Genomic DNA, 25,731 nt, shown 5'->3' on the forward strand with positions numbered 1-25,731 from the left:
AGCCCGGACGGGCCCTGGGGACGGGCGCCTGCATCGGCGAGGACGAGGAGATCCAGTGACGGCGGGTCGTGTCGACGTGGGCGCCAAGGTGGAGGACTTCACTCTGCTGGACGAGACGAACACGAAGCGACGCCTCGACGAACTCCTCGCCGACGGGCCGGTCGTGCTGTTCTTCTACCCCGCCGCCCTCTCCCCGGGTTGCACCGCCGAGGCGTGCCATTTCCGGGACCTGGCCGCCGAGTTCGCGGCCGTCGGTGCGCGACCGGTCGGTGTCAGCGGGGATGCGGTCGACCGGCAGCAGGAGTTCGCCGGACGCCACACGCTCGGCTTCCCGTTGCTGTCGGACGCGGACGGCACCGTTCGGGAGCGGTTCGGGGTCAGGCGGGGTTTCTCCCTGGCTCCCACCAAGCGCGTCACCTTCGTCATCGACCAGGACCGCACCATCCTGGAGGTGGTGCGCAGCGAACTGCGCATGAGCGCGCACGCCGACCGTGCGCTGGCAGCGCTGCGTGCCCGCAGCAGCTGACGGCCGGTGCGTCGACCCGCGAGGCACCGCATGGTGTTCGACCGGCCCGGACCGCTCGGCAGCGAGTGGCCCGGGCCGGTCCGCGTGCGGGCCGGATCGGCACGCCGCCCCTGGCCGGCCTGGAGAAGGCCCGCCGCCCCGTGGTTCGGGGCGGCGGGCCCGGGCCGGCCCGGTCAGTGGGCGGGCCAGCCGTCCAGGTGGCGGTGGAGGGTGACGGTGGGTCGCTCATCGCCCTTGGGGGCGTTGGCGACCGCGTCGCGCAGCACGGTGTTCACCTCGGCGGCCAGGGCGTCGGCGCGCGTCTTGAGGTCGGTGGCCGGCAGGTTCGAGCGGGTCAGCGCGTCCAGCCGCCGGTGGATGTCGCCGAGCCGCCGCTGAGTCCCCTGGTCCAGCGTGAAGGGGCGGGGGGTGGAGACGACGAACTGGTAGGCCCCGGCGAGGGTCTGGCAGCCGTCGCAGTGCTCGTTGACCGCGTCGCCCCGGTTGACCGCGGTGAGATGCATGTGCTCCCCGGCCATCGTGACGATCTGGAAGGACAGCGCGACCGACCGGCAGTGGTCGTCGACCGAGCAGCCCACCCCGACGGCGTTCGCCTGGTTGCGTACGCTCGCGGCGTCGACCGTGCCGAGCTGGCGCACGGTGAAGGAGTCCCTGGCCTGTGTGTGATGCCGGAAATCGGCGTGGCTGAACGTCTCGTCGGTGGCGACCGCGCTGTGGTGCGGCATCCCGGTCGCCGCCTGGGCCGGGACGGCAGTCGCGAGTCCGGCCGCCCCGGCGGCGAACAGCCCGACGCGGACGGCGCGCCTGGTGAGGGCGGATTGGGGACGGGCTTTGCGGTGCTGGTTCATATGGTCTCCCGCTGGAGTGGTGTCGTTGGACCCCGGGCCCTGGCCGGGGCGATCAAGAGGCGGTGGGCGACGGCGATCCGGCCGGCGGCGCGCTCGAACTGACCGGCGCGGACGGGCTGTCGGCCGGGGACGACGGTGCGGACGGGGAGCCGGAGCCGGGCACCGCTGGGGCGGAGGTGGGCGGCTGCCCGCTCGCGACGGGGCTGCCGGACGGCCCACCGGCCGTGCCGTGCGGTGACGCCTTGGAGTCGCTCGGGTGCGGACTCGCCGAAGTCGACGGGCCGGCCGTGTCCGAGGGATCGGCCGAGGCGTTGGGGGACGCCGTGCCGGACGGCACGGTGGTGGCCGTGGCCGAGGGTGTCGCGCTGTTCCGGTCCGGGAGCGTGGCGTGCCGGGCGGGCGGGGGCGACGTGGACACGCCGGGCTGCAGGATCGGGGCGATCGGCGGTTGCTTCGGCAGCGGGCGCGGGGTCAGACCCGAGACCCAGGCATAGCTCAGGCCGCCGAGGCCGACCAGCACCAGGGCGCACAGTGCCAGGCGCAGCCGTGGCCGGCCTGCCGTCGTCTTCGCGCCTCCCCGCCACAGGCGCCCGCCGAGCTTCACCGACAGATAGACCACGCCGGCCATCGGGCACAGCAGCATGACGCAGCCGACCACGCCCATCAGGCCCGCCGCGATCTGTCCGTGTGCGAACGCGCCGCCGGTGCCGAGGAGTTGCTCGGCCAGCGAGCGGATCATCGTGGTGGTGATCCGGGGCAGGTTCCACAGCGCGTAGCCGAGTTCGCCGATGATCAGCGGCACCATCGTGAGCACCCAGGTGGCGACGATGGCCCGCGCGGACTTCTTGAGCGCGGCGACCTCGGCACGGGCCCTGCGCCCCGCGGCCCCCGGGACCATGCCCAGCAGGATCGGCTTGATCTTGCCGTAGAGGTCGGGGACTCCGGCGAGGTCGCCGAGGATGTAGTAGCCGTCGAGGCGTACGGCCGGCATGAGCTGTTCGAGGATCTCGAAGTGGCCGAGATAGACGGCGGCCAGGAAGAACGCCTGGCCGCTCAGGGCGTAGGCGCCGGCCATGGCCAGCATGAACACGACGTTGAAGTAGACGCCGCCGAGGTCGGTGCGGAGCCGGCCGCCCCTGCCGATCCGATAGACGTCGGTGACGTCCGTGTACATCGAGGGCCAGATCAGGAACAGCCCGCAGCCGATGCAGCCGGGCCGGGCGCCGCCGTAGCGGCAGGCGGAGGCGTGGCCGAACTCGTGGAACACCAGAGAGGCCACGGTCAGCACGAACACGACGAGCAGCAGGACCGGTTGGTCCAGCACCTGCAGCACGGGGGTGATCGCGCCGAAGAACACGAACAGCCACACGTCCAGGACGGCGACGCCCACGAGGACGGCCGCCACGACCAGGGGGCGGTGCAGCCAGGCGAGCGCGCCGGCGATCTTGGCCACGCGCCGCTCGTTGAACAGGACGCGGTGGCCCTTGAGCGCGAGGAGCAGGTCCGACCGGGGCGCGGAGACCTGGTCGTCCTCCTGACCCTCGGGGACCGTCACGCCGAGTGGCTCCAGCTTGTTCTCGATCAGATAGCGGATGTTGTCCGCGCTGACCTCGCGTCCGAACCGGGCGCTGACCCGGTGGGCGATCGTCTCGAGGTCGCGGCCGCCGTCGATCGACGACGCGACCAGATGCAGCAGGCGTGTGAGCTGCACTACCTGCCCGTCCCCGCGACGGGCGATGTACCTGGGCTCGGTGAACCCCGATCCCTGGTACTCGCCGTGCAGTTGGAGCCCAGCGCTCAGCCGCGGTACGAGCGGCTTCTCCGGGCCGACGACGGGGAGGTCGCCGGTGGCGACCTGCTCGTACGTCACCGGGATTCCCCCGGGCCCCGGCACCGGTCCGGTGTCGTACAGTGCCGCGGCGTTGTCCCCCAGCAGCGTCATGTGCGCCTTTCCTCCCCCCGGGTGCGGACCGCGCCTGCCCTCCGGCGCGGTCCGCGGAACGTGCCCTCGTGGTGCGGGGGTTACTGGTGGATGGTGATGGACTGCGTGGCCTGGGACTCGGCGACCGACCACGCGGAGTGGTCGTTGAGCGCGGCCGACTGGTTGCTCGCGGAGACGTTGGCGACGTGCTTGGTGACGTTCACCGTCTTGCCGAAGCTGAACTTCAGCCGACCCAGGGCCTCCCGGCCCGGCAGCAGCTCGGCGGTCTCGGCGTCCAGCTCGTGGGCGTTCATGCTCATGGCGTGTCCTTTCTCGAAGACGTGCGTTGTACGGCGTGGTGGGGCCGGGCGGACGTGGATCGCCGCCCGGCCGATGTGGGGTGACAAAACGTCAGGTGTTGCCGCCCGGTGGAGGTACCGCCGCGGCGAGCGGAGGTGTGGTGAGGTGTCGCCGCGGCGGTACCGGGTGCCGCACGGTGCCGGGGCGCCGGGCCGTGCGGCACCGGATCACTGGGTGATGTTGATGGACTGGGCGGCGCCGGAGTCCGCCACCGACCACGACGAGTGGTCGTTGAGCGCGGCCGACTCGTTGTGCGCGGAGACGTTGGCGACGTGCTTGGTGACGTTCACCGTCTTGCCGAAGCTGAACTTCAGCCGGCCCAGGGCCTCCCGGCCCGGCAGCAGCTCGGCGGACTCGGCGTCCAGCTCACGCGGATCCATCATGGTCGATTCCCCCTCGGGGTTCGCAATGCGGTGCCGTCGGACACGGTCAGGTCCCCCCGGATCGTGTCCAACTCCGTCGGACGGGCTGTCCAACGAGATTGGACACTAGGGGCCGAGGCGACTGTGACGCAAGCGGTTCGGGAGAACACCTTCCGTCGTGCACCCAAGTCGCCCCTAGAATGATCCGACGCGGAAGAGTTCCGCCCGGCGGCGAGCAGGAAGTGACCATCGGTGGCCAACGCACTGCAGCAGATCATCCGCGACCGGCTGGACGGTGAGCGCTGGTCGTACGGCGACGTCGCCCGCCGCGGAGGCATCCCCCGCTCGACGGTGCACCACCTCGCCACGACGGAGCACATGGCCCGGATGCCGCAGCCGGCCACCCTCGAGGGGCTGGCCCAGGGCCTGGGTCTGCCGTTGGACACGATCCGCCGGGCAGCCGCCGAGGCCTGCGGCATCCACCTCTACGCCCCCGCCGCCGAACCGGCGCCCGCCTCGGAGGCCTCACAGGACCCCGAAGTGGACGTGCTCATCGCGAGTGTGCAGCGCCTGTCGGCCGAGGACCGGCGCCATGTCGCGGCCCTCGTCGAGTCACTGCTCGGCCGGTCCTCGGACGCGTCCTGAGCGCGACCGCGCGAGCGGGGGTACGCCGAGCGGACTGCCGCCCCACCGGTCACTTGCACCAGAAGACGTCACTTCCACCCGAACACGCATGATCCGCCGCTAGTCTCTCCTCCTGCCCGGGCCCCCGTGAGCCGCACGCCCCGGGTCCTCTGGGGGGAACTTTGCTCTTCGTACACGGCGGCCCCACCACCGCCATCGTCAAGGGACCGACGGGAGAATCCGTGGTCCTGCTCTCCGGCGAACTGCCGGCCGACCTCACCGACGCCGCCATCGGGGAACTCCTCGATCTCGCGGCGGCCGTGCTCAGCGAGGAGGAACTGGCCCTCTTCGACCAGTGCCTCGCCCTGCTGCGCCGCGGTGAGGGCCCCACGCCGCAACGCATCCAGATCAACGGGGCCGTGCTCACCGTCTACCGCGAGTGAGCCGCGCACCGGGCCGCCGGGTGCCCGGGGACCCGCTCGTACACAATTCCAAGTGTCGAGACCATGGTTCCGCACGTCCAACAGAGGCACGATCAAGCCATGGCAACACCTCCGCGCCGTCCCTCCGCTCCCCCGGCACGCCGATGAGCCCGGCCCGCATCCCCGGCCTGATCATGCCGTTGGTCTTCCTGTGCGCCCTGGTGGCCGGCGCGTTGTGGTACTGGCGGCATCGCGGCGACTAGTGCCGCGGCAGGCGACGTTCGCCCGTCAAGGAGCGGCGTCCGGTGCGTGCTCTGGGGGCACCCCCTGCTCGAAGAGCTTGGGGGAGTGCCGGGCGTCGCGACGGAACGAACGTTGCCTGTTGCGGCACCAGGTGCACTGATCGCGAGTGTCGTGGCCGCCCGGCGTGCCGGCGGAGCACCGCGGTTCGCCGGCGGTGCGCCCCGGGGGGCGATACAGGCGGCTACTTCTCCTGACGCGCCGCCACCAGGACGGACTGCGTCGTCCGCAGGAAGCGGCGGACGGCGTCCAGTTCGTTCTCGTCGAACTCCCCTTCCGCCGCGACCAGCTTGCTGATCAGCGGACCGAAGAAGGACCAACCGAGGTCGGTCGCCTGGTCGGTGACGGTGAGGAGGACCCGGCGCCGGTCGCCCGGGTCGTGTCCGCGGTCGACGAGGCCCCGCCGCTCCAGCCGGTCGATGACGGCCGTGACGGCCGAGGAGTTCAGTCCCAGCTGCGCACCCAGCCGACCGGGCGTGGCGTCGGTCCCCGTTCGGTCGAAGTCGAGCAGGTGGATCAGTGCGCGCAGATCGGTGGGGTGCAAGCTGTTCCGCGCGGCGAATTCGGCGCCGAGCAGGTCGAGTTCGACGGTGATGCCGCGCAGCAGGTGCACCAGTTGCAGACGCGGGTCCCGGTGGTCCACGTGGCGCCCTTCCGTGGGTGGATATCTCAGTGAGTGAGTATATCGTTCAGTGAGATAGCCTCGAATGCCGCTTCGACCGGGGGAGGTCCCATGTCCGCTGCGCCGCGTTTCCGCAATCCGGAAGCCGAGGAGCGCTTTCTGTCGGCGTACGACGCCGTGCTGGGGAGCTGGCCGGTCCCGGTCGACTCCGTCGACGTGCCCACCACGTACGGGACGACGCGCGTGAACTCCTGCGGCCCGCACGACGCACCGGCGCTGGTCCTGCTGCCCGGCGGAGGGGCGACGTCGACGGTCTGGCTGGCCGATGTCGAGAGGCTCAGCGCGCGGTACCGGATCCACGCGGTGGACACCATCGGCCAGGCCGGACGGAGCATCGCGGACGGCCGCGTGGCGCGCGACACCGGCGATCTGATGGCATGGCTGGACGAGGTGCTGCGCGAGCTGGGGATCGAGCGGGCGGCGTTCTGCGGGCACTCGTACGGGGCCTGGCTGACCCTCACCTACGCCCTGCACGCACCGCAGCGGGTGAGCGGGGCCGTGCTTCTGGATCCCACGCGCTGCTTCGGCGGATACCGGGCGCAGTACCTGCTGCGGGCCGCGCCGCTGTTCCTGAAGCCGGGCGAGCGGGCGGCGCGCGGGTTGCTGGAGTGGGAGACGGGTGGGACGACGCTGGACGAGGGGTGGCTGGAAGTGACCGCTCGCGGCACGGCCGGATACGTCCCGAAGATCGTCGATCCTCGCCCGCCCCGCCCGGAACTCCTGCGCCGCTCCGCAGTTCCGCTGCTGGTGGTGCTGGCAGCCCGCAGCCGCGCGCACGACACCCGCACGATCCGTGAGCGCGTACGGGAACGAGCGCCGCACGCGCGGATCCATGTGCTGCCCACAGCGACCCATCACACGCTGCCTCTCGCCCATGCGGAGGAAATCGACCGACTCGTCCTCGACTTCCTCGCCTGAGCGCCGTCCCCCTTCGCCGAGCGACACGGCGACGCGACCCGCTACCGTGACGGGCCATGACGCATCCGCATCTGCCCACCACCGAGTCGGCCGTCACGGCGATACGTGAGATCGCGCAGGAGTACGGCCTGGCGATGACCGCCACCCACGACATCGGCGCGGACCAGACCTCCCACCGCGCCGCGGCCGGGGCGTTCGCGGTTCTCGACCCGGACGGTTCGCTGCCGCACGAGGCGTTCGTCGAGCTGGGAGGCTCACCGGCCGTCACGGTCCAGCTCTTCCCCGACGACGACGCGAAGATCACTGTCGACGACGTGGATTTCGAGGACCTCCCCCGGGACGTGGTCCCGGCGTTCCTGCGGTCCGTCTACGGCGGTCTGGCCTATGTGACGGGGCGGTTCTTCCCGCCCGGCCAGTGGCTGATCGTGCCACTGCCCGGGGACGAGACGTACAAGGAGCTGATCCTGCGCACCTCGCTCACGCCGTGGCTGGCCCGCTCCGTCCGACGCTAGTGCCCCCGCAGGCACCAGAGCCTCCGGCGCTCAGTGCTGGCCGCGCTCCGCCTGTTCGCGCAGGAACGTGCTGATCTGGCCGGCCAGGGTCTCGGAGATGCCGTCGGCGCGGGTGGCCGTGCCCTGCGGGCCGTCCGGGACGGTCATGTCGCCGGACCACAGATACCGGTCCATCCATTCGTCGTCCGCCTTCAGCTGGACCTGGATGTCCACGAGGCTCAGGGCGGATTCCGGGGCGGCGGCGTACAGGACGGCGGTCGCACGGCGCAGCGGATAGACGTCGAAGCCCTCGATGAAGTGCGAGTTGCGCCAGTCGAGAAATGCGCTCTCGCCGTCCGGACCGGTCCGCACGTCGAGTTGACCGTCTTCCAGATGGATGCCGACCGGTTCCGCCGACCGGTTTTCCACGGTCACCCGGAAGCGGAAATAGGTGAGGCCTTCGGCCGAATCGTCACGCCCACGCGGCGGCTCCGCCTTTTCCAGTCCGTGGACACGGACACGCAGACCGGCATGCTCGTCCCCGCATTCCTGCCAGTCGCCGATCACATGGGGCTCGTGCACGGTCCACCTCTCCACTTCCGCGGCCATGTTCCTATCCGCGCACGCAACAAAGTGTCAAATGCAACCAAGATCGGACGGCCGATGGATTTGCCTGGCTAGATCACCGATCAAGCCGTGCCCAGCATGAATCGCTTCAGGGCCGTGGGAAAGGCGATCGCGTACGTGTCGCACATCACGTGCACGACAGGCCGGGCACCGGGCCCCCGCGCCGCTGGCACACTGCACGTCATGGCCCCGATCACGCCCGCCCGTGCCCTTCTTCTGCTCGTCACCGGGCTGGTCTGTCTGACCACCGCGAGCGGTGCCCTGATCGGCGCCCTCTTCGGTGGCGCGCGGGTCGCCCTCGTGACCGCGGTGTGCGGGGGCGCGGCGGGCGCACTCGGCGCCCTGGTCTTCCGCCGACGTGCGCTGGCGCACTTCGCCGCGGCCCGGCGGCACGCGGGAATGCGTGGCTACGCGGAAGGGATCGCGCACGGAGTGCTGGTGCACGTCGCCGCGTACGAGGCCGCGGTCTTCCCCCGAACGGGCCCCCTCGGGGTCACCCGCGAGGAGCGTGCCGCGCGGCGCACCCTCGCCTATCGGATGGCGGCCCTGGACGAGGTGCCCCAGCGCGTCCGGGAGGTCGCGGCGGACGCGCTGGCGGTGCTCGACGCCGCCGACCGCACCCGCGCCGAGGAGGCCCTCGCCCAACTCGCCGCCGTCGTCCGGGAGGAGTACGCCCGCCCGTGACCGGGCACACGGCTCCGGCTGATTTTCGGCCGACCGCACCGCCCGTGAGTCGGTTCGGCGACACACTGCGCAATACGCCGCCGGGGCAATGACAACCCATTGCGGCACGGGAATTGCCCCCTGGGCGCTCCGGTTTCGGGCATTCGCGGCAGGGGAGCCGCCCGCCTCCGTGATCCGCACGGTCGGCCGGGGCGGCGTGCGCGCATCCACGTCCTTCCGAACACGACACGCGCACGATTGAGCAAGGTCATGCCGTGTCGACGTAGCAAGGGTCATGGCAGCATGCAGGGGCGCGGACGGCTCGGACGCGACGTACGACCCGGGGGCGCGGACGATGACGCACGACCAGCAGCCGTCCGTCACGTCCGACGGCGGCGGTCCCCGGGAACCGGCCGGCACTCCCTCAGGGGCGGACGCCGCAGGCCCGGGTCGCCGGGCGGCGATGCGGCGGCACCGGCGGCCGCTGCTCGTGCTCGCGGTGTGCGCGCTGCTGGTCCAGATGGCGTTCGCCATGACCACCACCGCGGTGCGGCAGACCCCCACCATCGACGAGCCCGTGTACGTCGGCACGGCCGTCGTGTACCTGCGCGAGCACAGTCTGCGCTTCAACCCGGAGCACCCCCCGCTCGGCAAACTGATCATCGCGACCGGCACGGTCTTCGCACACCCGCACCTCGACCCCGGCTTCCGGGGCGATCAGGGAGAGTTGGGGCGGCGGCTGCCGTACGCGTCGGGCAACGACCCGTGGCGGGTGATGTTCTGGGCCCGGCTGCCGGTGATGGTGGTGACGCTGCTGTTCGGGCTCGTGGTGTTCGGTTTCGCCCGCGAACTGACCGGCTGCGTCGGCGGGTTGGCGGCGCTGGCCCTGTACGCGTTCTCGCCCGACCTGATCACGAACGGCTCCCTGGCCACCCTGGACGTGCCCGCGGCGGGCTTCGTGGTGACGGCGGCCTGGATGGTGTGGCGGGCGCGGCGGCGGGCGCTGCCGTATCTGCCGCTCGCCGGGGTGGCGACCGGGGCGGCCGTGGCCACGAAGATGAGCACGCTGCCCGCGGTGCCGGTGCTGCTGGTGCTGGCCGGGTGGTCGTACTGGCAGGCACAGGGCGCCGGCGTGGCCCGTTCGCGGCGTGCGGCGCGTGCCGGGGCGGCAGCCGTCGGGGTCGCGCTGGTACTCGTGGCCGTCGTGTGGGCCGTCTATCTCGTCGTCGATCCCCGGCTGCGGTGGACGACCCCCGCGCACACGCCCGCGGTGCACGGTCCGGGCGCCCTGCTCGTCCACGCGCTGCCGTTCCCGGAGCCGTACCGCGACGGGATGCGGATCCAGTTCGGGTTCGAGAGCGCGCAGTGGCGCGGCTATCTGTTCGGCCGGCTCTACACCGGCAACCGGTGGTACTACCTGCCGGCCGCGCTGCTGGTGAAGACGCCGCTCGGCATGCTGGCGCTGTGGCTCGGCGGGGCGGTGGCCATGGCGGTGGTGCCCCGGCTGCGCCCGGCCGTCCCGTATGTGCTGCTCGTGCCGGGGGTGCTGCTGGCCGCGGCCATGCAGGGCTCACGCGACCTCGGGGTGCGTTACGCGATCTTCGTTCCGGTGTTCCTGGCCGTCGCGGCGGGCTGTGTGCTCGCGCTGCGGCGGCGGTGGGTGTACGCGGTGACGGCGGCCCTGGTCGCGTTCGTGGCGGTCAGTTCGGTGCGGACGTACCCGTACTATCTGCCGTACTCCAACGAGGCGTTCGGCGGGCCGAAGAAGACGTATCTCAGGCTGCACGACTCGAACGTCGACTGGGGTCAGGACCTCGGACGGCTGGCGGACCGGCTGCGCGAGCGGTACCCGGACGAGAAGAGCGTCTGGCTCGTCTACAAGGGCAGCGGTGTGCCCTCCTGGTACGGCGTCCACGGGCGCGACCCGCTGAAGGTGCCTCCGAACCGGGTGCACGGGCTGCTCGTCGTCTCCGACACGTCGATCGTCAAGGCCGATGCCCGGCTGAAGCAGCTGCTCCGCGGCAGCAGGGCGATCGACGACGTCGGTCACTCCATCACGATCTTCCGGCGGCCCTGAAGCCTCTCGTCCGGACGACGAAAGACCCTGGGCCCTTACAGCCGACCCGATCCGAACAGCGGGGCCCCGTTCGGGGGAAATCGCACGGCCGGGACGCGTGAGGGTGTGCGGCGGTGTCCACAACTGACCCGTGAGACTGCCGCTGATCGCCCCCATGCTCGCCTGCCCCGGCACTCTGCCGCCCGCCGGGCAGGACGCACAGTGGGCGTACGAGACGAAACAGGACGGCCAGCGGGTGGTCGTCTATCTGCCCGGCGACGGCAGCCTCGAGCTGCGGGCCCGCTCGGGCGAGGTGATCACCGGCGCGTACCCCGAACTGCGGCCGCTGGGCGGCGTCCTGGGCGCCACGGCCGCCGTGCTGGACGGCGAGGTGGTGGCGCTCGACGAGCGGGGGCGCGGTGACTTCCAGCGACTGCAGTCCCGGATGGGCCTCGCCCACTCCCCCGTGCTGGCGGCGCGCCGCGCGGCGCAGATCCCGGTGCACCTGGTGCTGTTCGACGTCATGTTCCTGCGCGGCGAGCGCCTTCTGGCGCTCGCCTACGCCCGACGGCGCCAGCTGCTGGAGGGGCTGGCGCTGGCCGGTGCGTACTGGTCGACGCCGGGCGCGATCGTCGGCCACGGGGCGCGGGCGCTGGAGGCGACCCGGGAGGCGGGTCTGGAGGGGCTGGTGTGCAAGCGGCTCGACTCGGTCTACGAGCCGGGGGTGCGGTCCCGTGCCTGGATCAAGATCCGCAATGTGCGAGCCGTCGATGTGATCGTCGGCGGCTGGCTGCCCGGCCAGGGACGGCTGCGGGGACTGCCCGGGGCGCTGCTGGTGGGGCAGCGGGCCGAGGCCGGACGGCTGCGCTACGTCGGGCGGGTGGGCACCGGCTGGAGCGAGGGCGAGCGGGCCGAACTCGCCCGGCTGCTGGAGGCGGTGAAGACCTCGCGGTGTCCGTTCGAGCGGGATCCGCGGGTGGCGGGGGCCCGCTGGGTCCTGCCGAGACTCGTCGGCGAGGTCCGCTACAGCACACGCACCCGGTCGGGGCTGCTCCGACAGGCCTCATGGCTGCGGCTGCGCCCGGACCTGGCGCCGGAGGACGCGGCGGCCGACCTGCCCTGACGGGACCTGCGGCGAGGTGGTCGGCGTCCGGCTCACACGTGGCCGGGGCCGCCGCTGCCGAAGCCGCCGCTGGAACCCGGCAGCCAGCGCTTGCGGTGCTGATCGCCGCACCGCCTGGAGGCCGCGTGGTGGAGCTGGTAGGGCATGAGCCGGTCGCTCTCCTGTCCAGCGATCGGCATCTCCTCGGGCTCCCGGACCTCGCGCTCCTCCAGGACCGGTCCGCCGTCGGGCAGGTGTGGGTGCTCCTCGGGGCGGGGCGGTGCGGGTTCCCGGTCGCGGACGGACATGCCGAGCCGGACCGCCCAGATCAGCGCTCCGGCGACGATCACGCCCACGAGGATGAAGAACACGCTGAGCGTCCACTGGGAAGCGACGCGGTCATCGCGAGCAGCAGCCTGTATTGCAAAGCCCACCGTATTCATATGTTGACGATACCCCGGGCGAAGGGAATGCGCGCGGAGAGTATTTCCTGGTCAACCTGTAAATCACTGTGCAATTACCGGTGACGTGTATGGGGCGCGGATTTCGGATTCAGATCCGGTACGTGCGCAGTGCGGGCGTCGCCAGGGCCAGGACCAGGGTCGCCACGATGACCAGCAGGCCGCCGCCCGCGATGGCGGCGCGAGCGCCGAGGACCGAGCCGGCGGTGCCGTGGAGCGCGTCGGCGAGGCGTGGTCCGCCCGCCACGACGACCGTGAACACGCCCTGCATCCGGCCGCGCATCTCGTCGGTGGCCGCCGACAGCAGGATCGCGCCGCGGAAGACCATGGAGACCATGTCGGCCACGCCGGCGAGCGCCAGGAACGCGACGGCCACCCAGAGGTTCGTGGTCAGGCCGAGGCCGGTGATGGCCGCGCCCCAGCCGATCACCGCTGCGATCACCATGAGGCCGTGGCGGCGGGCGCGGGAGAACGTGCCGGACAGCAGGCCGCCGAGCACCGCTCCGATGGGGATGGCGGCGAACAGCAGGCCGAGCGCCAGGCCCTCCCCGTAGGGCGCGAACGTCTGCGCGGCGAGCTGTGGGAACAGGGCGCGGGGCATGCCGAGCACCATGGCGATGATGTCGGCGAGGAAGGACAACAGCAGCACCTTGTGGAGGGAGATGTAGCGGAAGCCCTCGGCGATCGCCTGCCAGCCCGCCCGGCTGTTCGCCGCGGCCGCCTGGGGCGGCAGGGCGGGGAGCCGGACGACCGCCCACACCGTGACGCACAGGGCGAGGGCGTCGATCAGGTACAGCTCGGACAGGCCGATCACGGGGATCAGTGCGCCGGCGAGGAGGGGTCCGGCCACCAGGCCGGTCTGCATGACGGTGGAGCCGAGGGCGTTGGCCGCGGGGAGTTCATCCGCCGGGACGAGACGGGCGATGGAAGCGTTGCGAGCCGGGGAGTTGAGGCCGAAGAAGGCCTGCTGGAGGGCGAGCAGCACCATCAGGACGACGACCGATCGCAGGCCGGTGGCGGCCTGCACCCAGAAGAGCACTGAGGTGACGGCGAGGCCGGAGTTGGTGATCAGCAGCAGCCTGCGGCGGTCCATGCTGTCGGCGATGGCGCCGCCCCACAGTGCGAAGAGCGCGAGCGGCAGCAGGCCGACGAGGCTCGCGTACCCCACCCACGCCGACGAGCCCGTGATGTCGTAGATCTGCTTGGGCACGGCGACAGCGGTGAGCTGGCTGCCGACCGCCGTGACGATCGTCGAGGACCACAGGCGGCGGTAGGCGGGGCGGCGCAGCGGGCGGGTGTCCATCGCCCAGCGCCGCCAGCCGCGAGCCATGGCCTGTGCCCGTTGCGGGCCCTCGTGCGGGGCCGCTCCGCTGTCGGTCGTGCTCTCGTTCGTGTCCACGGGCTTCCTTGCCTCGTACACGTTTCAATTCCCGGTTCACTATCACCGATCCGCGCGACGGACGGACACCCGGGTCGCTCCTGCCGCCTGCTCCTGCGGCCTCGGCGGGCGGGGAACGGCCGCGCCTCAGGCGCCGGCGACGAGCATGCCGCCGGTCGCGATCATCGTCGCCGCCACCAGGCCGTCCAGGACGCGCCAGGGGGACGGGCGGGACAGGAGGCGGGCGAGCAGCCGGGCGCCGACGCCGAGCGAGGCGAACCAGCACAGGCGGGCCAGGGCCGCGCCGAGACCGAAGGTCCAGCGCGGCGCGCCGTGGTCGGCCGCGATGGAACCGAGCAGAAAGACGGTGTCGAGGTAGATGTGCGGATTGAGCCAGGTCATCGCCAGGCAGGTGAGGACCGCACGCCTCCTTCAGTGGAAGCTGGACTCGCCCGCGCCGGCGGCCGCGGCCGAGGAGGCGCTGGGCCAGGGCCTGGCTTTCGGATCAGGTCGGCCGTGAGGAACGGACCTTTTCGGCCCAGCCGAGCGGGGTCTGGTGCGTGCAGCTGCGAGGCGGAGGAGGCTGTGACATCAGCCGCTACCGCGGCGGGTGACGCGATGGGGCCCCCGGGCGAGCGTGTTCGAGCGTGGGGAGTCGGCGAGTGACGACAACGCCGCTGAGGTGCCCCCGCGCCGTCAAGGCAGTGGGGGAGTGCTTGCCAGGGCCCGCGACGCCGAGCTGATCCGAAAGACAGTCCCTACGGGCTGACGCGTCGGGCAGCAGCCCCGTCAGCCCTCCGCCACGACGAGGACGAGCGGGATGTCGTCGCACGGCACGAGCCGCAGCCCCTGGTGGCGGCCCGGTCGCGCGTCGGCGAGGAGGGCTCCGAAGTCGGGGCCCTTGGTCAGGGAGCCGACCAGGTGGGCCGGGTCGGCCGAAGCCGCCACCCGGCCGCGGGCGTTGACCAGGTGGGCAGGTGCGGGCAGCCGTCGCAGCAGGGGCATCACGGCCGCCTCGAAGTGCCGCAGATACACGTCGGCGGCGGCGACCCCGGCGAAGCGGCCCTCGACGTGGACCGGCGCGGACAGGGTCAGGCTGTACTCGTCGGAGCAGAGGTAGTCGACGTAGGGCCCGGCGACCGCGCGGCGGCCGGTGTCGCGGGGCAGGGCGAACCAGTCCCAGTGCGTGTAGTCGGAGTACGCCGACTGCCGCGGGTCCAGATCGAGCAGCAGCGGGCGTACCGAGCCGTCGGCGCGGGTCTGCCACCACTCAAGCCAGGCCGGGACGTCGGTGAGCAGACCGGGTGCCGCGATGAAGCCCACCCCGGAGACCAGCTCCTGCCGGGCGAGGTGGAGATGCAGCCCGGGGCGCAGCGCCGCGAGGTCGGCGGTCGCCGGACGGCGGCCCCGGGCGCCGATGCGGGTCAGCAGCGCCGTGGTGTCGGCGCGGACCTGGGCGACGGTGTCGAAGACGGCCTCCAGGGTGCCGCGCACCCTGGCCGCGACACCCTTGTCCGTGACCGGATCGAGGAGTGCGGTAGCCGCGCCCGTACGGCTGCTACCGAGGCTCGCGGCCGTGCTCGGACCCGTCGGGGCGGGGGACGGGACGAGGCAGGGCGAGGAGCCGGGCTGCTTCAGGGAGTCGGACATGACCGCGACCGTATACGTCCGATTCGCCTCGCCGCATCTTGACTCAGCGTCAACTTTATCGCCCCTCCAGAAGTTGAACCGGACGGCGACGCTCCGTAAGGTGTTGGCCACACCGTCGCCCGAAGGCACCACCCCGGCCTGCGGGCGAACCCTGGGCAGGGCCACCGACCCGCCCGCGACCTGGAGCATTGTCCGTGGACCACCGCACCCTGTGGCGACCGGAGCCGCCCCTGTCATCACGCCGGCCCCATGCGGGCGCGGTGCGCGACCCCACCGCCGTGCCGCTCGTCCGCGTCGCATCCTGTATGCCCGCGCACCCACTGTCACCCACCGTCACACTTTCACCCCCGATTCCCCCCACTCCCCCACACCCGTGGAGACTTCCTTGCGTCTGAACAGATCCTTCAAAACGACGGCCGCCGCCTGTTCCCTTCTGCTCGTGAGTGCCTGCGGATTGTTCGCCGAGTCGAGCGCGTCGTCCTCCTCGGCCGGCTTCAACCCTCCGGACCTGAAGGCACAGTCGGAACTGGGCCGGACGGAGGGGCAGGTGAATCTGATCTCCTGGGCGGGGTATGTCGAGGACGGGTCCTCGGACCCGAAGGCGGATTGGGTCACCCCCTTCGAAAAGCAGACAGGATGTCAAGTCCACAACAAAGTGGCGGCCAGCTCGGACGAGATGGTCAAACTGATGAAGACCGGCGCCTATGACGCCGTCTCCGCTTCGGGCGACGCCTCCCTCAGGCTCATCGCCTCCGGCGAGGCGGCCCCGGTGAACACGGACCTGGTGCCCAACTACAAGGACGTCTTCTTCGGACTGAAGAACCAGAACTGGAACTCGGTCGACGGCACGGCGTACGGCATCCCCCACGGCCGCGGCGCGAACCTGCTGATGTACAACACCAAGGAGGTCTCGCCCGCCCCCGTCTCCTGGTCCGCGGTCTTCGACGACGCGGCCAAGTACAAGGGTCACCTGACCGCTTACGACTCCCCGATCTACATCGCGGACGCGGCTCTGTACCTGAAGGAGACCCAGCCCGGGCTCGGCATCGAGAACCCCTACGCGCTCGACCAGAAGCAGTTCGAGGCGGCCGTCGACCTGCTGAAGCGGCAGCGCGCCAACGTGGGCGAGTACTGGAGCGACTACCTGAAGGAGATCGCCGCCTTCAAGAGCGGCGACTCCGTCATCGGCACCACCTGGCAGGTCATCGCCAACCTCGCCCAGAGCGAGGGCGCCAAGGTGAAGGCCGTGCTGCCGCAGGAGGGCGCCACGGGCTGGTCCGACACCTGGATGCTCTCGGCCAAGGCGAAGCACCCCAACTGCGCCTACAAATGGATGAACTGGATCATCTCCCCGAAGGTCAACGCGGAGGTCGCCGAGTACTACGGCGAGGCGCCCGCCAACATCAAGTCCTGCGACCAGACCAGCGACCCTGCCTTCTGCGACACCTTCCACGCCACCGACGAGAGCTACTGGAAGGACATCGCGTTCTGGACGACGCCCATCGAGCAGTGCCTCGACGGACGTACGGACGTCAAGTGCGTGCCGTACGCGAAGTGGGTGCAGGCCTGGACCGAGATCAAGGGCTGAGCGGGGCTCTGAAGGGCGTCCGTCGTGCCGCCTCGGCGCGGCGGACCTCACGCCGGTGGGGCTTTCGCGGTCGCGCGCTGGTGACGGGCGAGCGCATGCCCGATGTCACGGGTCGCCGGGTACAGCCGCAGATACAGGTCGTAGAGGTCGTCGTAGCGGGACCGCAGGCCGGTGTCGGGAGCGACGCGCTCGCGCACCGGGTTCCAGCTGTCGATGTCGGTCTCACCGATCGCGCTCGCCGCCAGGAACGCGGCACCGTAGCTGGCGCCGAGCGTGACGGTCCTGATCTCCTGTTCGAGGCCGGTGACATCGGAGACGATACGGGTCCACAGGCCGCCGCGGGTGCCTCCGCCGACGGCGACCACCCGGCGGATGTCGGCACCGGCGGCGCGCATCGCCTCCACGTTGTGCCGTACGCCGAACGCGGTGGCCTCCAGCGCGGCGCGGTAGAGGTCGCCGCGGGTGTGCTCCACGGTCAGTCCGGCGATCACTCCCCGGGCGTCCGGGTCGGCGACCGGGGTCCGCTCCCCCGCGAAGTAGGGCAGCATCAGCAGGCCCCCGGCGCCGGCTCCGGACGCCTCTGCCTCGGCGAGCAAGGCGTCCGGGTCGCCCTCCCCGAGCAGGTCCCGCAGCCAGTCGGTGATCACCCCGGAGGTGGCCATACCGCCCGCGAGGCTGCGCGTTCCCGGCAACGCGCCGACGGTGCTCCACAGTTCGGGCACGAGCAGCCGCTCCGACACGGTGTTGATGAGGAACATGGTGCTGCCATACATGAGCATCAGGTCGCCGGTGTGCTGGGCGCCGACGCTCAGCGCCTCCGACCAGGCGTCGATCGTCCCCGTGACGACCGGGATGCCGGCAGGGAGGCCGGTGGCCGCGGCCGCGTCGGCGGTCACCTGGCCGGCGATGTCACCGGGCCAGCGCAGGGGCGGCAACTCCAGGTCCGGTGCGATGCGGCGCGCCCAGGGCCGGTACCAGTCCTGGGCGTTGGAGTCGTACAGCGGCACGGACTGGCTCGCCGAGTGGTGGTCGAGGACGTAGCGGCCGGTGAGCCGGTTGACCAGGTAGGAGCTGGGCATGTACAGCCGCCGCGCGCGGGCGGCGACATCGGGGCGGTGCTCCGCGAGCCAGGCGATCTTGGGGCCCACCGCCTGGGTGGACAGCAGGGATCCGCAGCGACGCAGGACGGCGTCGCGGCCCAACTCGGCGTTCAGACGGGCGATCTGAGCGGTGGCGCGGGTGTCGACGCCGTAGAGGATCGCCGGGTGCAGCGGGGTGTCCGTGTCGTCGGCGAGGGCGACGCAGGGGCCCATGCCGCTGACGCCGACCGCGTCCACGACGGTGCCGGGAGCCAGCAGTTCATGGGCGAGTGAGACGAACTCGTCCCACCAGACGCGCGGGTCCATCTCGACATGGCCGGGTGTGGGACGGCTGACCGTGTGCGGGCGCGTGGCCGTGCGCAGAACCGTTCCGTCCTCGTCGACCAGCACCCCTTTGCCGCTGGACGTTCCGATGTCGACACCGAGCACCGTCATGCGTTCCCGTCCTCCCGCATCGAGACATCGCACTTCCCGGGACATCGTTCCCCGCTTCGCCGCCGATCACCGGTCGAACGGGAGAAGCCGGGGCTCAGCGGCGTGGCGTCGGCCCAGGAGGACCCCGCAGAAGGGGCGTGTCGGCGTCTGCGCGGCCGGGTCAGACGTCCGCGGGTGCGGGCGTCGCCGGCAGCCGCAGGGTGAAGACCGAGCCGGTGCCGACCTCTGAGGTGACCGTGACGGTTCCGCCGTGGGCCGTGGTGAGCTGGCGGACGATGGGGAGTCCGAGACCGCTGCCGCCGGTGCGCCGGCTGCGGGACTTCTCCGCTCGCCAGAACCGGTCGAAGACGTGAGGCAGGTCCTCGGGTGCGATCCCGCTGCCGGTGTCGGCGACCTCGAAGACCGTACTTGCGTCCTCCGCGCGGGCGACGATCGTGATCACGCCGTCGGCCGGGGTGTGGCGGATCGCGTTGGAGACCAGGTTCCCGAGCGCCTGCCGCATCCGGACGGGGTCGGCGTCCAGCCACGGGTCGCCGTCCACCCGGGTGACCAGGCGGATCCCGGCGGTGTCGGCGGCGACCTTGTGGGCGGCGGCCACCTGGGCGAGGAGTTCGGCGGCGCGGACGGGTTCGCGGTGCAGCCGCAGGGTGCCCGCGTCGGCCGCGGCGAGGTCCTGGAGGTCGTCGATGACCCGCTGCAGGATCAGGGCCTCCTCGTGCAGCGAGGCCAGCAGTTCGGCGTCGGGGGCGACGGCGCCGTCGCGGGTCACTTCCAGCCAGCCGCGGATGTTGGTGAGCGGGGTGCGAAGCTCATGGGCGACATCACTGACCATCGCCCTGCGCTGCGCCTCGAGACGTTCGCGGCGCTCGGTCAGCGCGTTGAACGCCTCGGCGAGGATCCCGGTCTCGTCGCGGGTGGTGACGGGCACGCGGACGTGCCGGTCGGGCGGCTGCTGTGCGGCATGGGTGAGCGCACGCAGCGGTCGTACGAGCCGGGTGGCGACAACGGCGGTGACGGCCACGGTCAGGGCGAGGACGAGTCCGGTCACCGCGACGACCTTGGCCTTGTTGGCGGGCGACATGTCGAAGCGGGGCAGGGTGCCGCCGCCGGTGCCGAGGAACAGTTCGGCCGCCGGAGCGACGTAGGGGTCGAGTTGCCGGCGACGGGCCTGGGCGATGCAGTCGCCGCCCTTGGGTTCCGCCGCCGTGGGCCGCGCGTTCCCCGCCTTCCTGGCGGGGAGGTAGCTCAGTTCGACGCCCTTGACGGTGAAAGCCACCGAGAGGGGCAACTGCCAGAGCATACCCTCCCGCTTCAGACACGCCCCGACCAGGCTCGTCACTGCGGCAATGGCCTTCTCCTCGGTGGGCGTCGGGGTGTTCAGCCTTCCGTCGGCGCACTCGGCCGACACATGGGCGTCGGAATCGGCTCCGTCCGCGCCCGTCAGCACGGACCGGCCGCTCGGCGCGGTCTCGAGCGTCGCCTCGTAGCCGCCGCGCCGGTAGCACGCCTGCCGCACCAGGGCGAGCTTCCGCACCCGTGCACGCTCGTTCGCCGTCAGCCGGTACGGTCCCACCGCCCGGGGATCGATGCCGCTCAGCTGCGCCCCGGGTTCCGAGTACGTGTCGGTGCGCAGCGGGTCGACGGTGGCGGCGGCCTGCGGCGGCAGGGAGGTGCCGTGGCGCGCGGAGTCGGCGATCAGGACCCGGTCGGGCGTGGTCAGGGCGATGCGCCGGCGGGTGCGGGCGGACAGCGCGCGTACGGTGGCCTCGACGCCGGACCAGTCGGTGTGCGTGGCGGCGTATCCGCTCAACTGCCGCAGGATCTCCGTGTCGTCGGCGAGTGCCCGGCCCTGTTCCTCCTGGATGGCTCGGGTGGTGGTCTGCACCGCCAGCCACGCGGTGGCCGCCACCGAGCACATGGCGATGAGCACCGAGGTGACCATCAGCCGGACGAGGAGGCTCTTGCGCAGCGGTATGCCACGGCTCACCCGCGCTCTCCGCTGAGCTTGTACCCGACGCCGAACACGGTCAGCAGCCGCATCGGACGGCGCGGGTCGGGCTCGATCTTCTTGCGCAGGTTCATGATGTGCACATCGATCGCGCGTTCGGTGGAGGCCCGGTCGATGCCGCGGGTGCACTGCAGCAACTGCCGCCGGGAGAAGACCCGGTCGGGTTCGGAGACCATGGCGAGGAGAATCTCGTATTCGCCCGGGGTGCAGTTGACGGGCTCGCCGTCGCACAGCACCTCGTGCCTGACCGGGTCGATGGAGATGCCCGCCGCCCACACGGCGTGCTGCTGGTCGGCGCTCTGGCGTCCGCTGCGCCTGAGCACCGTGCGGATGCGGGCCATCAACTCGCGCGGGCTGTAGGGCTTGGTCATGTAGTCGTCCGCGCCGAGCTCCAGGCCGAGCAGGACGTCGTCCTCGGTGGAGCGGGCCGTGAGCATCAGCACGGGGATGTCGTCGTCGCGGCGCAGCACCCGGCACACGCCGAATCCGTCGATCACCGGCAGCATCAGATCGAGGACGACGAGGTCGGGCCGGTGCCGCCGGACCGCCTCGAGGGCGGTCCCGCCGTCGTGGACCACGGTAGCGGTGTGGCCCTCCCGCACCAGCGAGAGACGTATCAGCTCGGCCTGCATCTCGTCGTCCTCGGCGACCAGCACATGTGCGCACACGCGGCCGATGCTAGGCGCAACGAACCGTGGACGGCCCGTGGACGGCCCGCGAAGAGGGCCTTCCCACAGGCTGACAGCTTCCTGACATCCGTGTGCGGATCCGGCCGCGGGGCGGTTCAGCGCGCCAGGGACGGGGCGTCGCCCATCACGACCACCGGGTGCCGATCCGGGTCCAGAGCGCGCAGCAGCGCCGTCATGTCGGCCTCCTTCAGGGTGACGCAGCCGTGGGTGGGGCCGCCGTGGTCGACGTGGAACCAGATGCCTCCACCCCGGCTGCCCCCGAGCGGGCGGGTCCAGTCACGCGGTGAGGTGCCCGGCTTGCGGTTGTAGTTGATGGCCACCACGTAGTCGAAGGCGCCGGCGAGGGACTCGCCATCGAAGCCCGTGCCGAGGGCGGTGAAGCCGTGGGAGTGGTCGTACGGCAGCCGGGTGCCGGGGTCGGGCAGGCGCCCTCCGGCATCGGTGAGAGCGTAGACGCCGATCGGTGAGCGCAGGTCACCGGACACGTGGTGGTCGGTCCAGCCCTTCAGGGCGTTGTGCGCGGGCCACTGCCGGCCGGCCTTCCAGCCGGAGTCGGTCCGCTCGTACAACACGACGGCGGAATCGGACGAGTTCCTGCCCTTCCCGGTCACCACGACGACCTGGCGGGCGTTCGACGGTATCCCGGCGCGGGTCCTGGGCCCGAGGCCGGGCAGTTCCCCGGGCGCGTCCGGTGTCGCCGCGGGCGAGGACGCGGGTGCGGGCGTGCCCTCGGCCCCGTCGGCGGCGACGGCCGCGCGCGTCTGTGCCGCCCCGCCGCCCGAGTGGCACCCGGCCAGCAGCAGGGAGGCGGTGAGCACGGCCGCCGGTACACGTATTGCTGTGATCATGCTTCGACAGTGACTGAAACATGTAAGGAAGTGGTCAGGACGCGACCCGTTCGAACCGAACTGCACATGAACGAACGCCGAGTTGTTGCCGTTTCAGAACAGCCGTGATCTTGGCGGAGGGGAGCCCTCCGGGACAGGATGCCCGCATGAAGGGTGATCTCTTTTCCAGTGACCACATGGTGCAGCCCGCCGCCGCCCCGGGCATGTCCCTCCAGAACGCCAAGTCCATCCGGTACGTCGTCGGCGGCGAGATGTTCGCACGGCAGGGCTCGATGGTCGCCTACCGCGGTGACCTGAGGTTCGAGCGCAAGGGCCAGGGCGTCGGCGGAATGCTCAAGCGGGCGGTCACCGGTGAGGGGCTGCCGCTGATGTCCGTGCGCGGGCAGGGCGAGGCGTGGTTCGCGCACGAGGCGCAGAACTGCTTCATCGTGGACGTCGAGCCGGGTGACGAGTTCACCGTGAACGGGCGCAACGTGCTCTGCTTCGACGCGAGCCTGTCGTACGAGATCAAGACCGTGAAGGGCGCCGGGATCGCCGGCGGCGGGCTGTTCAACAGCTTGTTCACCGGACACGGCCGGCTCGGCCTGATCTGCGAGGGCAATCCGCTGGTGATACCCGTCTCGCCCGAGCTGCCGGTGTTCGTCGACACCGACGCGGTGGTGGGCTGGACGGCCCGGCTGCACACCTCGCTGCACCGGTCGCAGTCCATCGGCTCGATGCTGCGTGGCGGTTCGGGCGAGGCGGTGCAGCTGAAGCTGGAGGGCGAGGGGTACGTCGTCGTACGGCCCAGTGAGCTGACTCCGCAGAAGGAGCACTGACGGAAAGGGGCCCCGCCACCGGAAGGCGACTGAACAGATTTTCGAATCAGCGGAGTACGCTGCCTGTATGGCCACGCACCTCCAGGGCTCGCTGTTCGACCAGACCGACGACATCCGCCTCGGCCCGCTCGACGGGCTGCGGCGGACTCAGCTGGGCGCCGGGGCGTGGATCGATGTGCTGCCGGGCTGGCTCAGCGGGGCCGACGCGCTGTTCGTGCAACTGGCCGAGGAGGTGCCCTGGCGCGCGGAGCGGCGGCACATGTACGACCACACGGTGGACGTGCCGCGACTGCTGGCCTTCTACCACGCCGGGGACCCGCTGCCGCACCCCGTGCTGGAGGAGGCGCGCGACGCCCTGTCCGCGCACTATGCGGCGGAGCTCGGCGAACCCTTCGTGACGGCCGGTCTCTGCTACTACCGGGACGGCCGGGACAGCGTCGCCTGGCACGGGGACCGCATCGGCCGGGGCGCACGGGAGGACACCATGGTCGCCATCCTGTCCGTGGGCGTGCCGCGTGATCTGGCGCTGCGGCCGCGCGGCGGCGGGCAGGCCGTCCGGCGTCCGCTCGGGCACGGGGACCTGATCGTGATGGGCGGCTCCTGCCAGCGGACGTGGGAGCACTCGATCCCGAAGAGCAGCCGGGCGACCGGGCCCCGGATCAGCATCCAGTTCCGGCCGGCCGGGGTGGGCTGACCCGGATCAGGGGGTCAGCTGCGCCTGTACGGCCGGTGCCCAGCGGTCGGCGATGTCGTCGAGGTCCGCCGCGCGCAGATGGGTGCCGCGCGCGATGCCGAACATCACGCCGAGGCCCAGCAGGGCGCTCACCGCGAGTTCGGCGCGCAGGCCCGCGTCGGGACCGCTCAGGAGCGCGGCGAGACGGTCGCTGACCTGGGTGCGGAAGTTGGCGCGCAGGATGTCGCCCTGCTCGCCGTGCAGGGGCGCGAAGACGATGCGCAGGAGCGGGTCGGCGCCGTGTCGCGTCTGGCTGAGCAGTACATGGCGGACCATGTGCCGGCCGAGGTTCTCCAGCGGTGCGTCCAGCAGGGCGGCGGCGTCCGCCTCGAAGGACATCACCTGGGAGAAGAGGGTGTCCTTGTTGCCGAAGTACTTCAGGATGAGCGGCGGGCTGACCCCGGCGCGGTCCGCGACCGCCTTGAGCGTGATGTCCGCGTGCGCGTGCCGGGCGAGCAGATGGCGTGCGGCGCGCAGGATGGCGGCCTTGGTGGTCTCGGCGTCGCGGCGGGCGGGGGCGGTGGCCGGTGACGTGGTCACGGTGCTCAGGCTCCTTCCAGCGCCGTGTCGGGCGACGGCGTCCTGCGCCCGGGGGTGCCGCCCGAGGTGCGGTCCCCCGGGATGGCGAGGGCCGTGGCACACGCCACGAGGGCGACCGTACCCGCCATCGCGAACGCCAGCAGATAGCCGTGCAGCGTGGGGACGGGGGCGCCGCCCACCAGAGCGGTGTGGTGGACCAGGACGGCGGTGACACAGGCGCTGCAGGTGGCCTGGCCGATGGTGCGCATCAGCACGTTGACGCCGTTCGCGGAGGCGGTCTGCCCCGCCGGCACGGCGCGCAGGATGAGGGTGGGCAGCGCCGAGTAGGCGAGGGTCGTGCCGGTGGCGACGACGGACGCGCCCACGATGATCATCCACAGGTGACGGCTGTCCGCGATGCGCACGGCGTATCCGAGGGTGAGCACGGCCGCGCCGACGGCGAGGGTGATCCGGGGGCCGCGGGCGGCCGAGATGCGGGCGGAGACCGGGGAGAACAGCAGCATGATCACTCCGCCGGGCAGCAGACACAGGCCTCCGCCGACGATGGACAGGCCGAGCCCGTAACCGGTGGCCTTCGGCGCCTGGACGAGCTGTGCCGTCACCAGTGAGTTGGCGTAGAAGCCGAAGCCGACCAGCAGGGCGGTGAGGTGCGGCAGGGCGACGCAGGGGCGAGCGGCCAACCGCAGGTCGACGAGGGGCCGTTCGGCGCGCAGCTGTTGCAGGCACCACAGCGCCAGGGTGAGCACGCTGCCCGTGAACAGGCCGAGGATCCGCGCGCTCCTCCACCCCCACTGGCCTCCCTGCGACACGGCCAGCAGCAGACAGACCAGCCCTGCGGCGAGGCCGAGTGCGCCGAGGACGTCGAAGCGTCCGGGGGCGCGGACGGGCGACTCGCGCACCGCCCACCGGACGAGGGCGAGACCGACGGCGCCGAGGCCGCTGGTCACCCAGAACATGGCGTGCCAGTTCACGTACTGGATGACGAGCGCGGCCAGCGGCAGGCCGAGGGCCGCGCCGATCCCGACGGTGGAGCTCATGAGGGCGACCGCGGATCCGGTGCGCTCGGGCGGCAGCTCGTCGCGCAGGATGCTGATCGACAGCGGGACGACCGCGGCGGCCGCGCCCTGGAGCGCCCGCGCCGTGATGAGCACGCCGATGTCGGACGAGAGCGCGCAGAGCACCGAGCCGAGCGTCATCAGGGCCAGTGCGGTCAGCAGCACCCGTCGCTTGCCGTACATGTCCCCGGCGCGCCCGAGCACCGGGGTGAGCACCGCTCCGGACACCAGGGTGGCGGTGACCGTCCAGGAGACGGCGCCCGGGGAGGCGCCGGTGAGCCGGGGCAGGTCGGGCAGCAGGGGGACGACGACCGTCTGCATGACGGCCATGAGGATGCCGCCGAAGGCAAGCGCGGGGACAGCGGGCCGGTCGCGCGCTTCCGGACGCGTGGCCGGTCCGGTGGGTATGGGGACCATGCGCACTCCAGTGGATCGGCCAGAGGGAATCGCGGGAATCGTGGTGAATGGCAATTCACCGTAGCGGTGAATGACCATTCACCCAAGGTTTTGCCGCCGGTGGCGTCAC

Annotated in this window: 26 protein-coding genes and 1 pseudogene; 11 read left to right on the top strand and 16 right to left on the bottom strand. The window is 71.7% G+C overall.

The window, feature by feature from the left end; all coding sequences use genetic code 11:
* Nucleotides 1–55 precede the first annotated feature (55 nt).
* Nucleotides 56–526, top strand: a complete 471-nt coding sequence (locus tag SY2F82_RS34355; RefSeq protein WP_236041964.1) for a peroxiredoxin — start codon at nucleotides 56–58, stop codon at nucleotides 524–526.
* A 173-nt stretch (nucleotides 527–699) separates the two neighbouring features.
* Here SY2F82_RS34355 and SY2F82_RS34360 read toward each other — a convergent pair whose 3' ends face one another.
* The 4 genes from SY2F82_RS34360 to SY2F82_RS34375 all read right to left on the bottom strand — a co-directional run bounded on the left by SY2F82_RS34360 (nucleotide 700) and on the right by SY2F82_RS34375 (nucleotide 4,038).
* Nucleotides 700–1,374 (bottom strand): hypothetical protein, encoded by a 675-nt coding sequence (locus SY2F82_RS34360; protein ID WP_200422984.1) that lies wholly within the window; start codon nucleotides 1,372–1,374, stop codon nucleotides 700–702.
* Nucleotides 1,375–1,426: 52 nt separating this feature from the next.
* Nucleotides 1,427–3,316 carry a hypothetical protein gene (locus tag SY2F82_RS34365; protein WP_200422985.1) on the bottom strand — a complete coding sequence of 630 codons (1,890 nt, stop codon included), beginning with the start codon at nucleotides 3,314–3,316 and terminating at the stop codon, nucleotides 1,427–1,429.
* A gap of 80 nt (nucleotides 3,317–3,396) precedes the next feature.
* Nucleotides 3,397–3,615, bottom strand: coding sequence for a hypothetical protein (locus tag SY2F82_RS34370; RefSeq protein ID WP_200422986.1), 219 nt, complete (start codon nucleotides 3,613–3,615; stop codon nucleotides 3,397–3,399).
* 207 nt (nucleotides 3,616–3,822) lie between these two features.
* Nucleotides 3,823–4,038: a hypothetical protein gene (locus SY2F82_RS34375; RefSeq protein WP_200422987.1), complete on the bottom strand. Its 216-nt coding sequence runs from the start codon at nucleotides 4,036–4,038 to the stop codon at nucleotides 3,823–3,825.
* Between the two features lie 231 nt (nucleotides 4,039–4,269).
* Here SY2F82_RS34375 and SY2F82_RS34380 point away from each other — a divergent pair, with 231 nt between their 5' ends.
* Nucleotides 4,270–4,662, top strand: coding sequence for a helix-turn-helix transcriptional regulator (locus SY2F82_RS34380; RefSeq protein WP_200422988.1), 393 nt, complete (start codon nucleotides 4,270–4,272; stop codon nucleotides 4,660–4,662).
* Between the two features lie 161 nt (nucleotides 4,663–4,823).
* On the top strand, nucleotides 4,824–5,084 hold the full coding sequence (locus SY2F82_RS34385; RefSeq protein ID WP_200422989.1) for a hypothetical protein: 261 nt from the start codon (nucleotides 4,824–4,826) through the stop codon (nucleotides 5,082–5,084).
* 463 nt (nucleotides 5,085–5,547) lie between these two features.
* Here SY2F82_RS34385 and SY2F82_RS34390 read toward each other — a convergent pair whose 3' ends face one another.
* Nucleotides 5,548–6,006, bottom strand: coding sequence for a MarR family winged helix-turn-helix transcriptional regulator (locus SY2F82_RS34390; RefSeq protein WP_200422990.1), 459 nt, complete (start codon nucleotides 6,004–6,006; stop codon nucleotides 5,548–5,550).
* Between the two features lie 90 nt (nucleotides 6,007–6,096).
* On the opposite strand from SY2F82_RS34390, the gene SY2F82_RS34395 reads away from it, so the two are divergent.
* Entirely contained in the window at nucleotides 6,097–6,963 is an 867-nt protein-coding gene (locus tag SY2F82_RS34395; protein WP_200422991.1) for an alpha/beta fold hydrolase, read from the top strand.
* A gap of 56 nt (nucleotides 6,964–7,019) precedes the next feature.
* Nucleotides 7,020–7,475 carry a hypothetical protein gene (locus tag SY2F82_RS34400; protein ID WP_200422992.1) on the top strand — a complete coding sequence of 152 codons (456 nt, stop codon included), beginning with the start codon at nucleotides 7,020–7,022 and terminating at the stop codon, nucleotides 7,473–7,475.
* A gap of 30 nt (nucleotides 7,476–7,505) precedes the next feature.
* On the opposite strand, the gene SY2F82_RS34405 is transcribed toward SY2F82_RS34400, so the two are convergent.
* Nucleotides 7,506–8,036 carry a hypothetical protein gene (locus SY2F82_RS34405; RefSeq protein WP_200423134.1) on the bottom strand — a complete coding sequence of 177 codons (531 nt, stop codon included), beginning with the start codon at nucleotides 8,034–8,036 and terminating at the stop codon, nucleotides 7,506–7,508.
* Nucleotides 8,037–8,264: 228 nt separating this feature from the next.
* Between SY2F82_RS34405 and SY2F82_RS34410 the strand changes: the two genes are divergently transcribed.
* The 3 genes from SY2F82_RS34410 (at nucleotide 8,265) to SY2F82_RS34420 (ending at nucleotide 11,923) form a co-directional block, all read left to right on the top strand.
* Nucleotides 8,265–8,765, top strand: coding sequence for a hypothetical protein (locus SY2F82_RS34410; protein WP_200422993.1), 501 nt, complete (start codon nucleotides 8,265–8,267; stop codon nucleotides 8,763–8,765).
* Between the two features lie 334 nt (nucleotides 8,766–9,099).
* Entirely contained in the window at nucleotides 9,100–10,821 is a 1,722-nt protein-coding gene (locus SY2F82_RS34415) for a phospholipid carrier-dependent glycosyltransferase (RefSeq protein WP_200423135.1), read from the top strand.
* 130 nt (nucleotides 10,822–10,951) lie between these two features.
* A complete protein-coding gene (locus tag SY2F82_RS34420) occupies nucleotides 10,952–11,923 on the top strand; it encodes an ATP-dependent DNA ligase (protein WP_200422994.1) in 972 nt (323 codons plus the stop codon).
* Between the two features lie 32 nt (nucleotides 11,924–11,955).
* Here SY2F82_RS34420 and SY2F82_RS34425 read toward each other — a convergent pair whose 3' ends face one another.
* The 4 genes and pseudogenes from SY2F82_RS34425 to SY2F82_RS34440 form a co-directional block, all read right to left on the bottom strand.
* Nucleotides 11,956–12,345 carry a DUF6479 family protein gene (locus SY2F82_RS34425; RefSeq protein WP_200422995.1) on the bottom strand — a complete coding sequence of 130 codons (390 nt, stop codon included), beginning with the start codon at nucleotides 12,343–12,345 and terminating at the stop codon, nucleotides 11,956–11,958.
* 109 nt (nucleotides 12,346–12,454) lie between these two features.
* A complete protein-coding gene (locus SY2F82_RS34430; RefSeq protein ID WP_200422996.1) occupies nucleotides 12,455–13,762 on the bottom strand; it encodes an MFS transporter in 1,308 nt (435 codons plus the stop codon).
* Between the two features lie 126 nt (nucleotides 13,763–13,888).
* A pseudogene (locus tag SY2F82_RS34435) lies at nucleotides 13,889–14,173 on the bottom strand (LysE/ArgO family amino acid transporter); the annotation flags it as partial.
* Between the two features lie 357 nt (nucleotides 14,174–14,530).
* Nucleotides 14,531–15,391 carry a cache domain-containing protein gene (locus SY2F82_RS34440; protein ID WP_236041965.1) on the bottom strand — a complete coding sequence of 287 codons (861 nt, stop codon included), beginning with the start codon at nucleotides 15,389–15,391 and terminating at the stop codon, nucleotides 14,531–14,533.
* 385 nt (nucleotides 15,392–15,776) lie between these two features.
* Here SY2F82_RS34440 and SY2F82_RS34445 point away from each other — a divergent pair, with 385 nt between their 5' ends.
* On the top strand, nucleotides 15,777–16,979 hold the full coding sequence (locus SY2F82_RS34445) for an ABC transporter substrate-binding protein (RefSeq protein ID WP_200422997.1): 1,203 nt from the start codon (nucleotides 15,777–15,779) through the stop codon (nucleotides 16,977–16,979).
* Nucleotides 16,980–17,026: 47 nt separating this feature from the next.
* Here the strand turns inward: SY2F82_RS34445 and SY2F82_RS34450 are convergent, their stop codons facing one another.
* The 4 genes from SY2F82_RS34450 to SY2F82_RS34465 all read right to left on the bottom strand — a co-directional run bounded on the left by SY2F82_RS34450 (nucleotide 17,027) and on the right by SY2F82_RS34465 (nucleotide 22,059).
* Nucleotides 17,027–18,514: an FGGY-family carbohydrate kinase gene (locus SY2F82_RS34450; RefSeq protein ID WP_200422998.1), complete on the bottom strand. Its 1,488-nt coding sequence runs from the start codon at nucleotides 18,512–18,514 to the stop codon at nucleotides 17,027–17,029.
* Nucleotides 18,515–18,674: 160 nt separating this feature from the next.
* Nucleotides 18,675–20,501: a HAMP domain-containing sensor histidine kinase gene (locus SY2F82_RS34455; protein WP_200422999.1), complete on the bottom strand. Its 1,827-nt coding sequence runs from the start codon at nucleotides 20,499–20,501 to the stop codon at nucleotides 18,675–18,677.
* Entirely contained in the window at nucleotides 20,498–21,190 is a 693-nt protein-coding gene (locus tag SY2F82_RS34460) for a response regulator transcription factor (RefSeq protein WP_200423000.1), read from the bottom strand. Before SY2F82_RS34460 ends, SY2F82_RS34455 begins: the two co-directional genes overlap by 4 nt.
* Before the next feature lie 116 nt (nucleotides 21,191–21,306).
* Nucleotides 21,307–22,059, bottom strand: coding sequence for a L,D-transpeptidase family protein (locus tag SY2F82_RS34465; RefSeq protein WP_200423001.1), 753 nt, complete (start codon nucleotides 22,057–22,059; stop codon nucleotides 21,307–21,309).
* Nucleotides 22,060–22,205: 146 nt separating this feature from the next.
* Between SY2F82_RS34465 and SY2F82_RS34470 the strand changes: the two genes are divergently transcribed.
* Both SY2F82_RS34470 and SY2F82_RS34475 read left to right on the top strand, forming a co-directional pair.
* On the top strand, nucleotides 22,206–22,877 hold the full coding sequence (locus tag SY2F82_RS34470) for an AIM24 family protein (RefSeq protein ID WP_200423002.1): 672 nt from the start codon (nucleotides 22,206–22,208) through the stop codon (nucleotides 22,875–22,877).
* A gap of 67 nt (nucleotides 22,878–22,944) precedes the next feature.
* A complete protein-coding gene (locus SY2F82_RS34475; protein WP_200423003.1) occupies nucleotides 22,945–23,571 on the top strand; it encodes an alpha-ketoglutarate-dependent dioxygenase AlkB in 627 nt (208 codons plus the stop codon).
* 6 nt (nucleotides 23,572–23,577) lie between these two features.
* Here SY2F82_RS34475 and SY2F82_RS34480 read toward each other — a convergent pair whose 3' ends face one another.
* Nucleotides 23,578–24,159: a TetR family transcriptional regulator gene (locus SY2F82_RS34480; protein ID WP_200423137.1), complete on the bottom strand. Its 582-nt coding sequence runs from the start codon at nucleotides 24,157–24,159 to the stop codon at nucleotides 23,578–23,580.
* Complete coding sequence (locus tag SY2F82_RS34485) at nucleotides 24,156–25,622, bottom strand: MFS transporter (protein ID WP_200423004.1); 1,467 nt, start codon at nucleotides 25,620–25,622, stop codon at nucleotides 24,156–24,158. The genes SY2F82_RS34480 and SY2F82_RS34485 overlap by 4 nt, the downstream gene beginning before the upstream one ends.
* Nucleotides 25,623–25,731: the final 109 nt, after the last annotated feature.

The sequence above is a fragment of the Streptomyces sp. Y2F8-2 genome (assembly GCF_014905555.1).
GTDB classification, from domain to species: Bacteria; Actinomycetota; Actinomycetes; order Streptomycetales; family Streptomycetaceae; genus Streptomyces; species Streptomyces cynarae.

Bases quoted from the DNA above. Each gene is read 5' to 3' on its own strand.
- SY2F82_RS34360 (WP_200422984.1), bottom strand. From the start codon at position 1,374: ATGAACCAGCACCGCAAAGCCCGTCCCCAATCCGCCCTCACCAGGCGC.
- SY2F82_RS34365 (WP_200422985.1), bottom strand. From the start codon at position 3,316: ATGACGCTGCTGGGGGACAACGCCGCGGCACTGTACGACACCGGACCG.
- SY2F82_RS34370 (WP_200422986.1), bottom strand. From the start codon at position 3,615: ATGAGCATGAACGCCCACGAGCTGGACGCCGAGACCGCCGAGCTGCTG.
- SY2F82_RS34375 (WP_200422987.1), bottom strand. From the start codon at position 4,038: ATGATGGATCCGCGTGAGCTGGACGCCGAGTCCGCCGAGCTGCTGCCG.
- SY2F82_RS34395 (WP_200422991.1), top strand. From the start codon at position 6,097: ATGTCCGCTGCGCCGCGTTTCCGCAATCCGGAAGCCGAGGAGCGCTTT.
- SY2F82_RS34400 (WP_200422992.1), top strand. From the start codon at position 7,020: ATGACGCATCCGCATCTGCCCACCACCGAGTCGGCCGTCACGGCGATA.
- SY2F82_RS34410 (WP_200422993.1), top strand. From the start codon at position 8,265: ATGGCCCCGATCACGCCCGCCCGTGCCCTTCTTCTGCTCGTCACCGGG.
- SY2F82_RS34415 (WP_200423135.1), top strand. From the start codon at position 9,100: ATGACGCACGACCAGCAGCCGTCCGTCACGTCCGACGGCGGCGGTCCC.
- SY2F82_RS34425 (WP_200422995.1), bottom strand. From the start codon at position 12,345: ATGAATACGGTGGGCTTTGCAATACAGGCTGCTGCTCGCGATGACCGC.
- SY2F82_RS34440 (WP_236041965.1), bottom strand. From the start codon at position 15,391: ATGTCCGACTCCCTGAAGCAGCCCGGCTCCTCGCCCTGCCTCGTCCCG.
- SY2F82_RS34450 (WP_200422998.1), bottom strand. From the start codon at position 18,514: ATGACGGTGCTCGGTGTCGACATCGGAACGTCCAGCGGCAAAGGGGTG.
- SY2F82_RS34465 (WP_200423001.1), bottom strand. From the start codon at position 22,059: ATGATCACAGCAATACGTGTACCGGCGGCCGTGCTCACCGCCTCCCTG.
- SY2F82_RS34470 (WP_200423002.1), top strand. From the start codon at position 22,206: ATGAAGGGTGATCTCTTTTCCAGTGACCACATGGTGCAGCCCGCCGCC.
- SY2F82_RS34475 (WP_200423003.1), top strand. From the start codon at position 22,945: ATGGCCACGCACCTCCAGGGCTCGCTGTTCGACCAGACCGACGACATC.
- SY2F82_RS34485 (WP_200423004.1), bottom strand. From the start codon at position 25,622: ATGGTCCCCATACCCACCGGACCGGCCACGCGTCCGGAAGCGCGCGAC.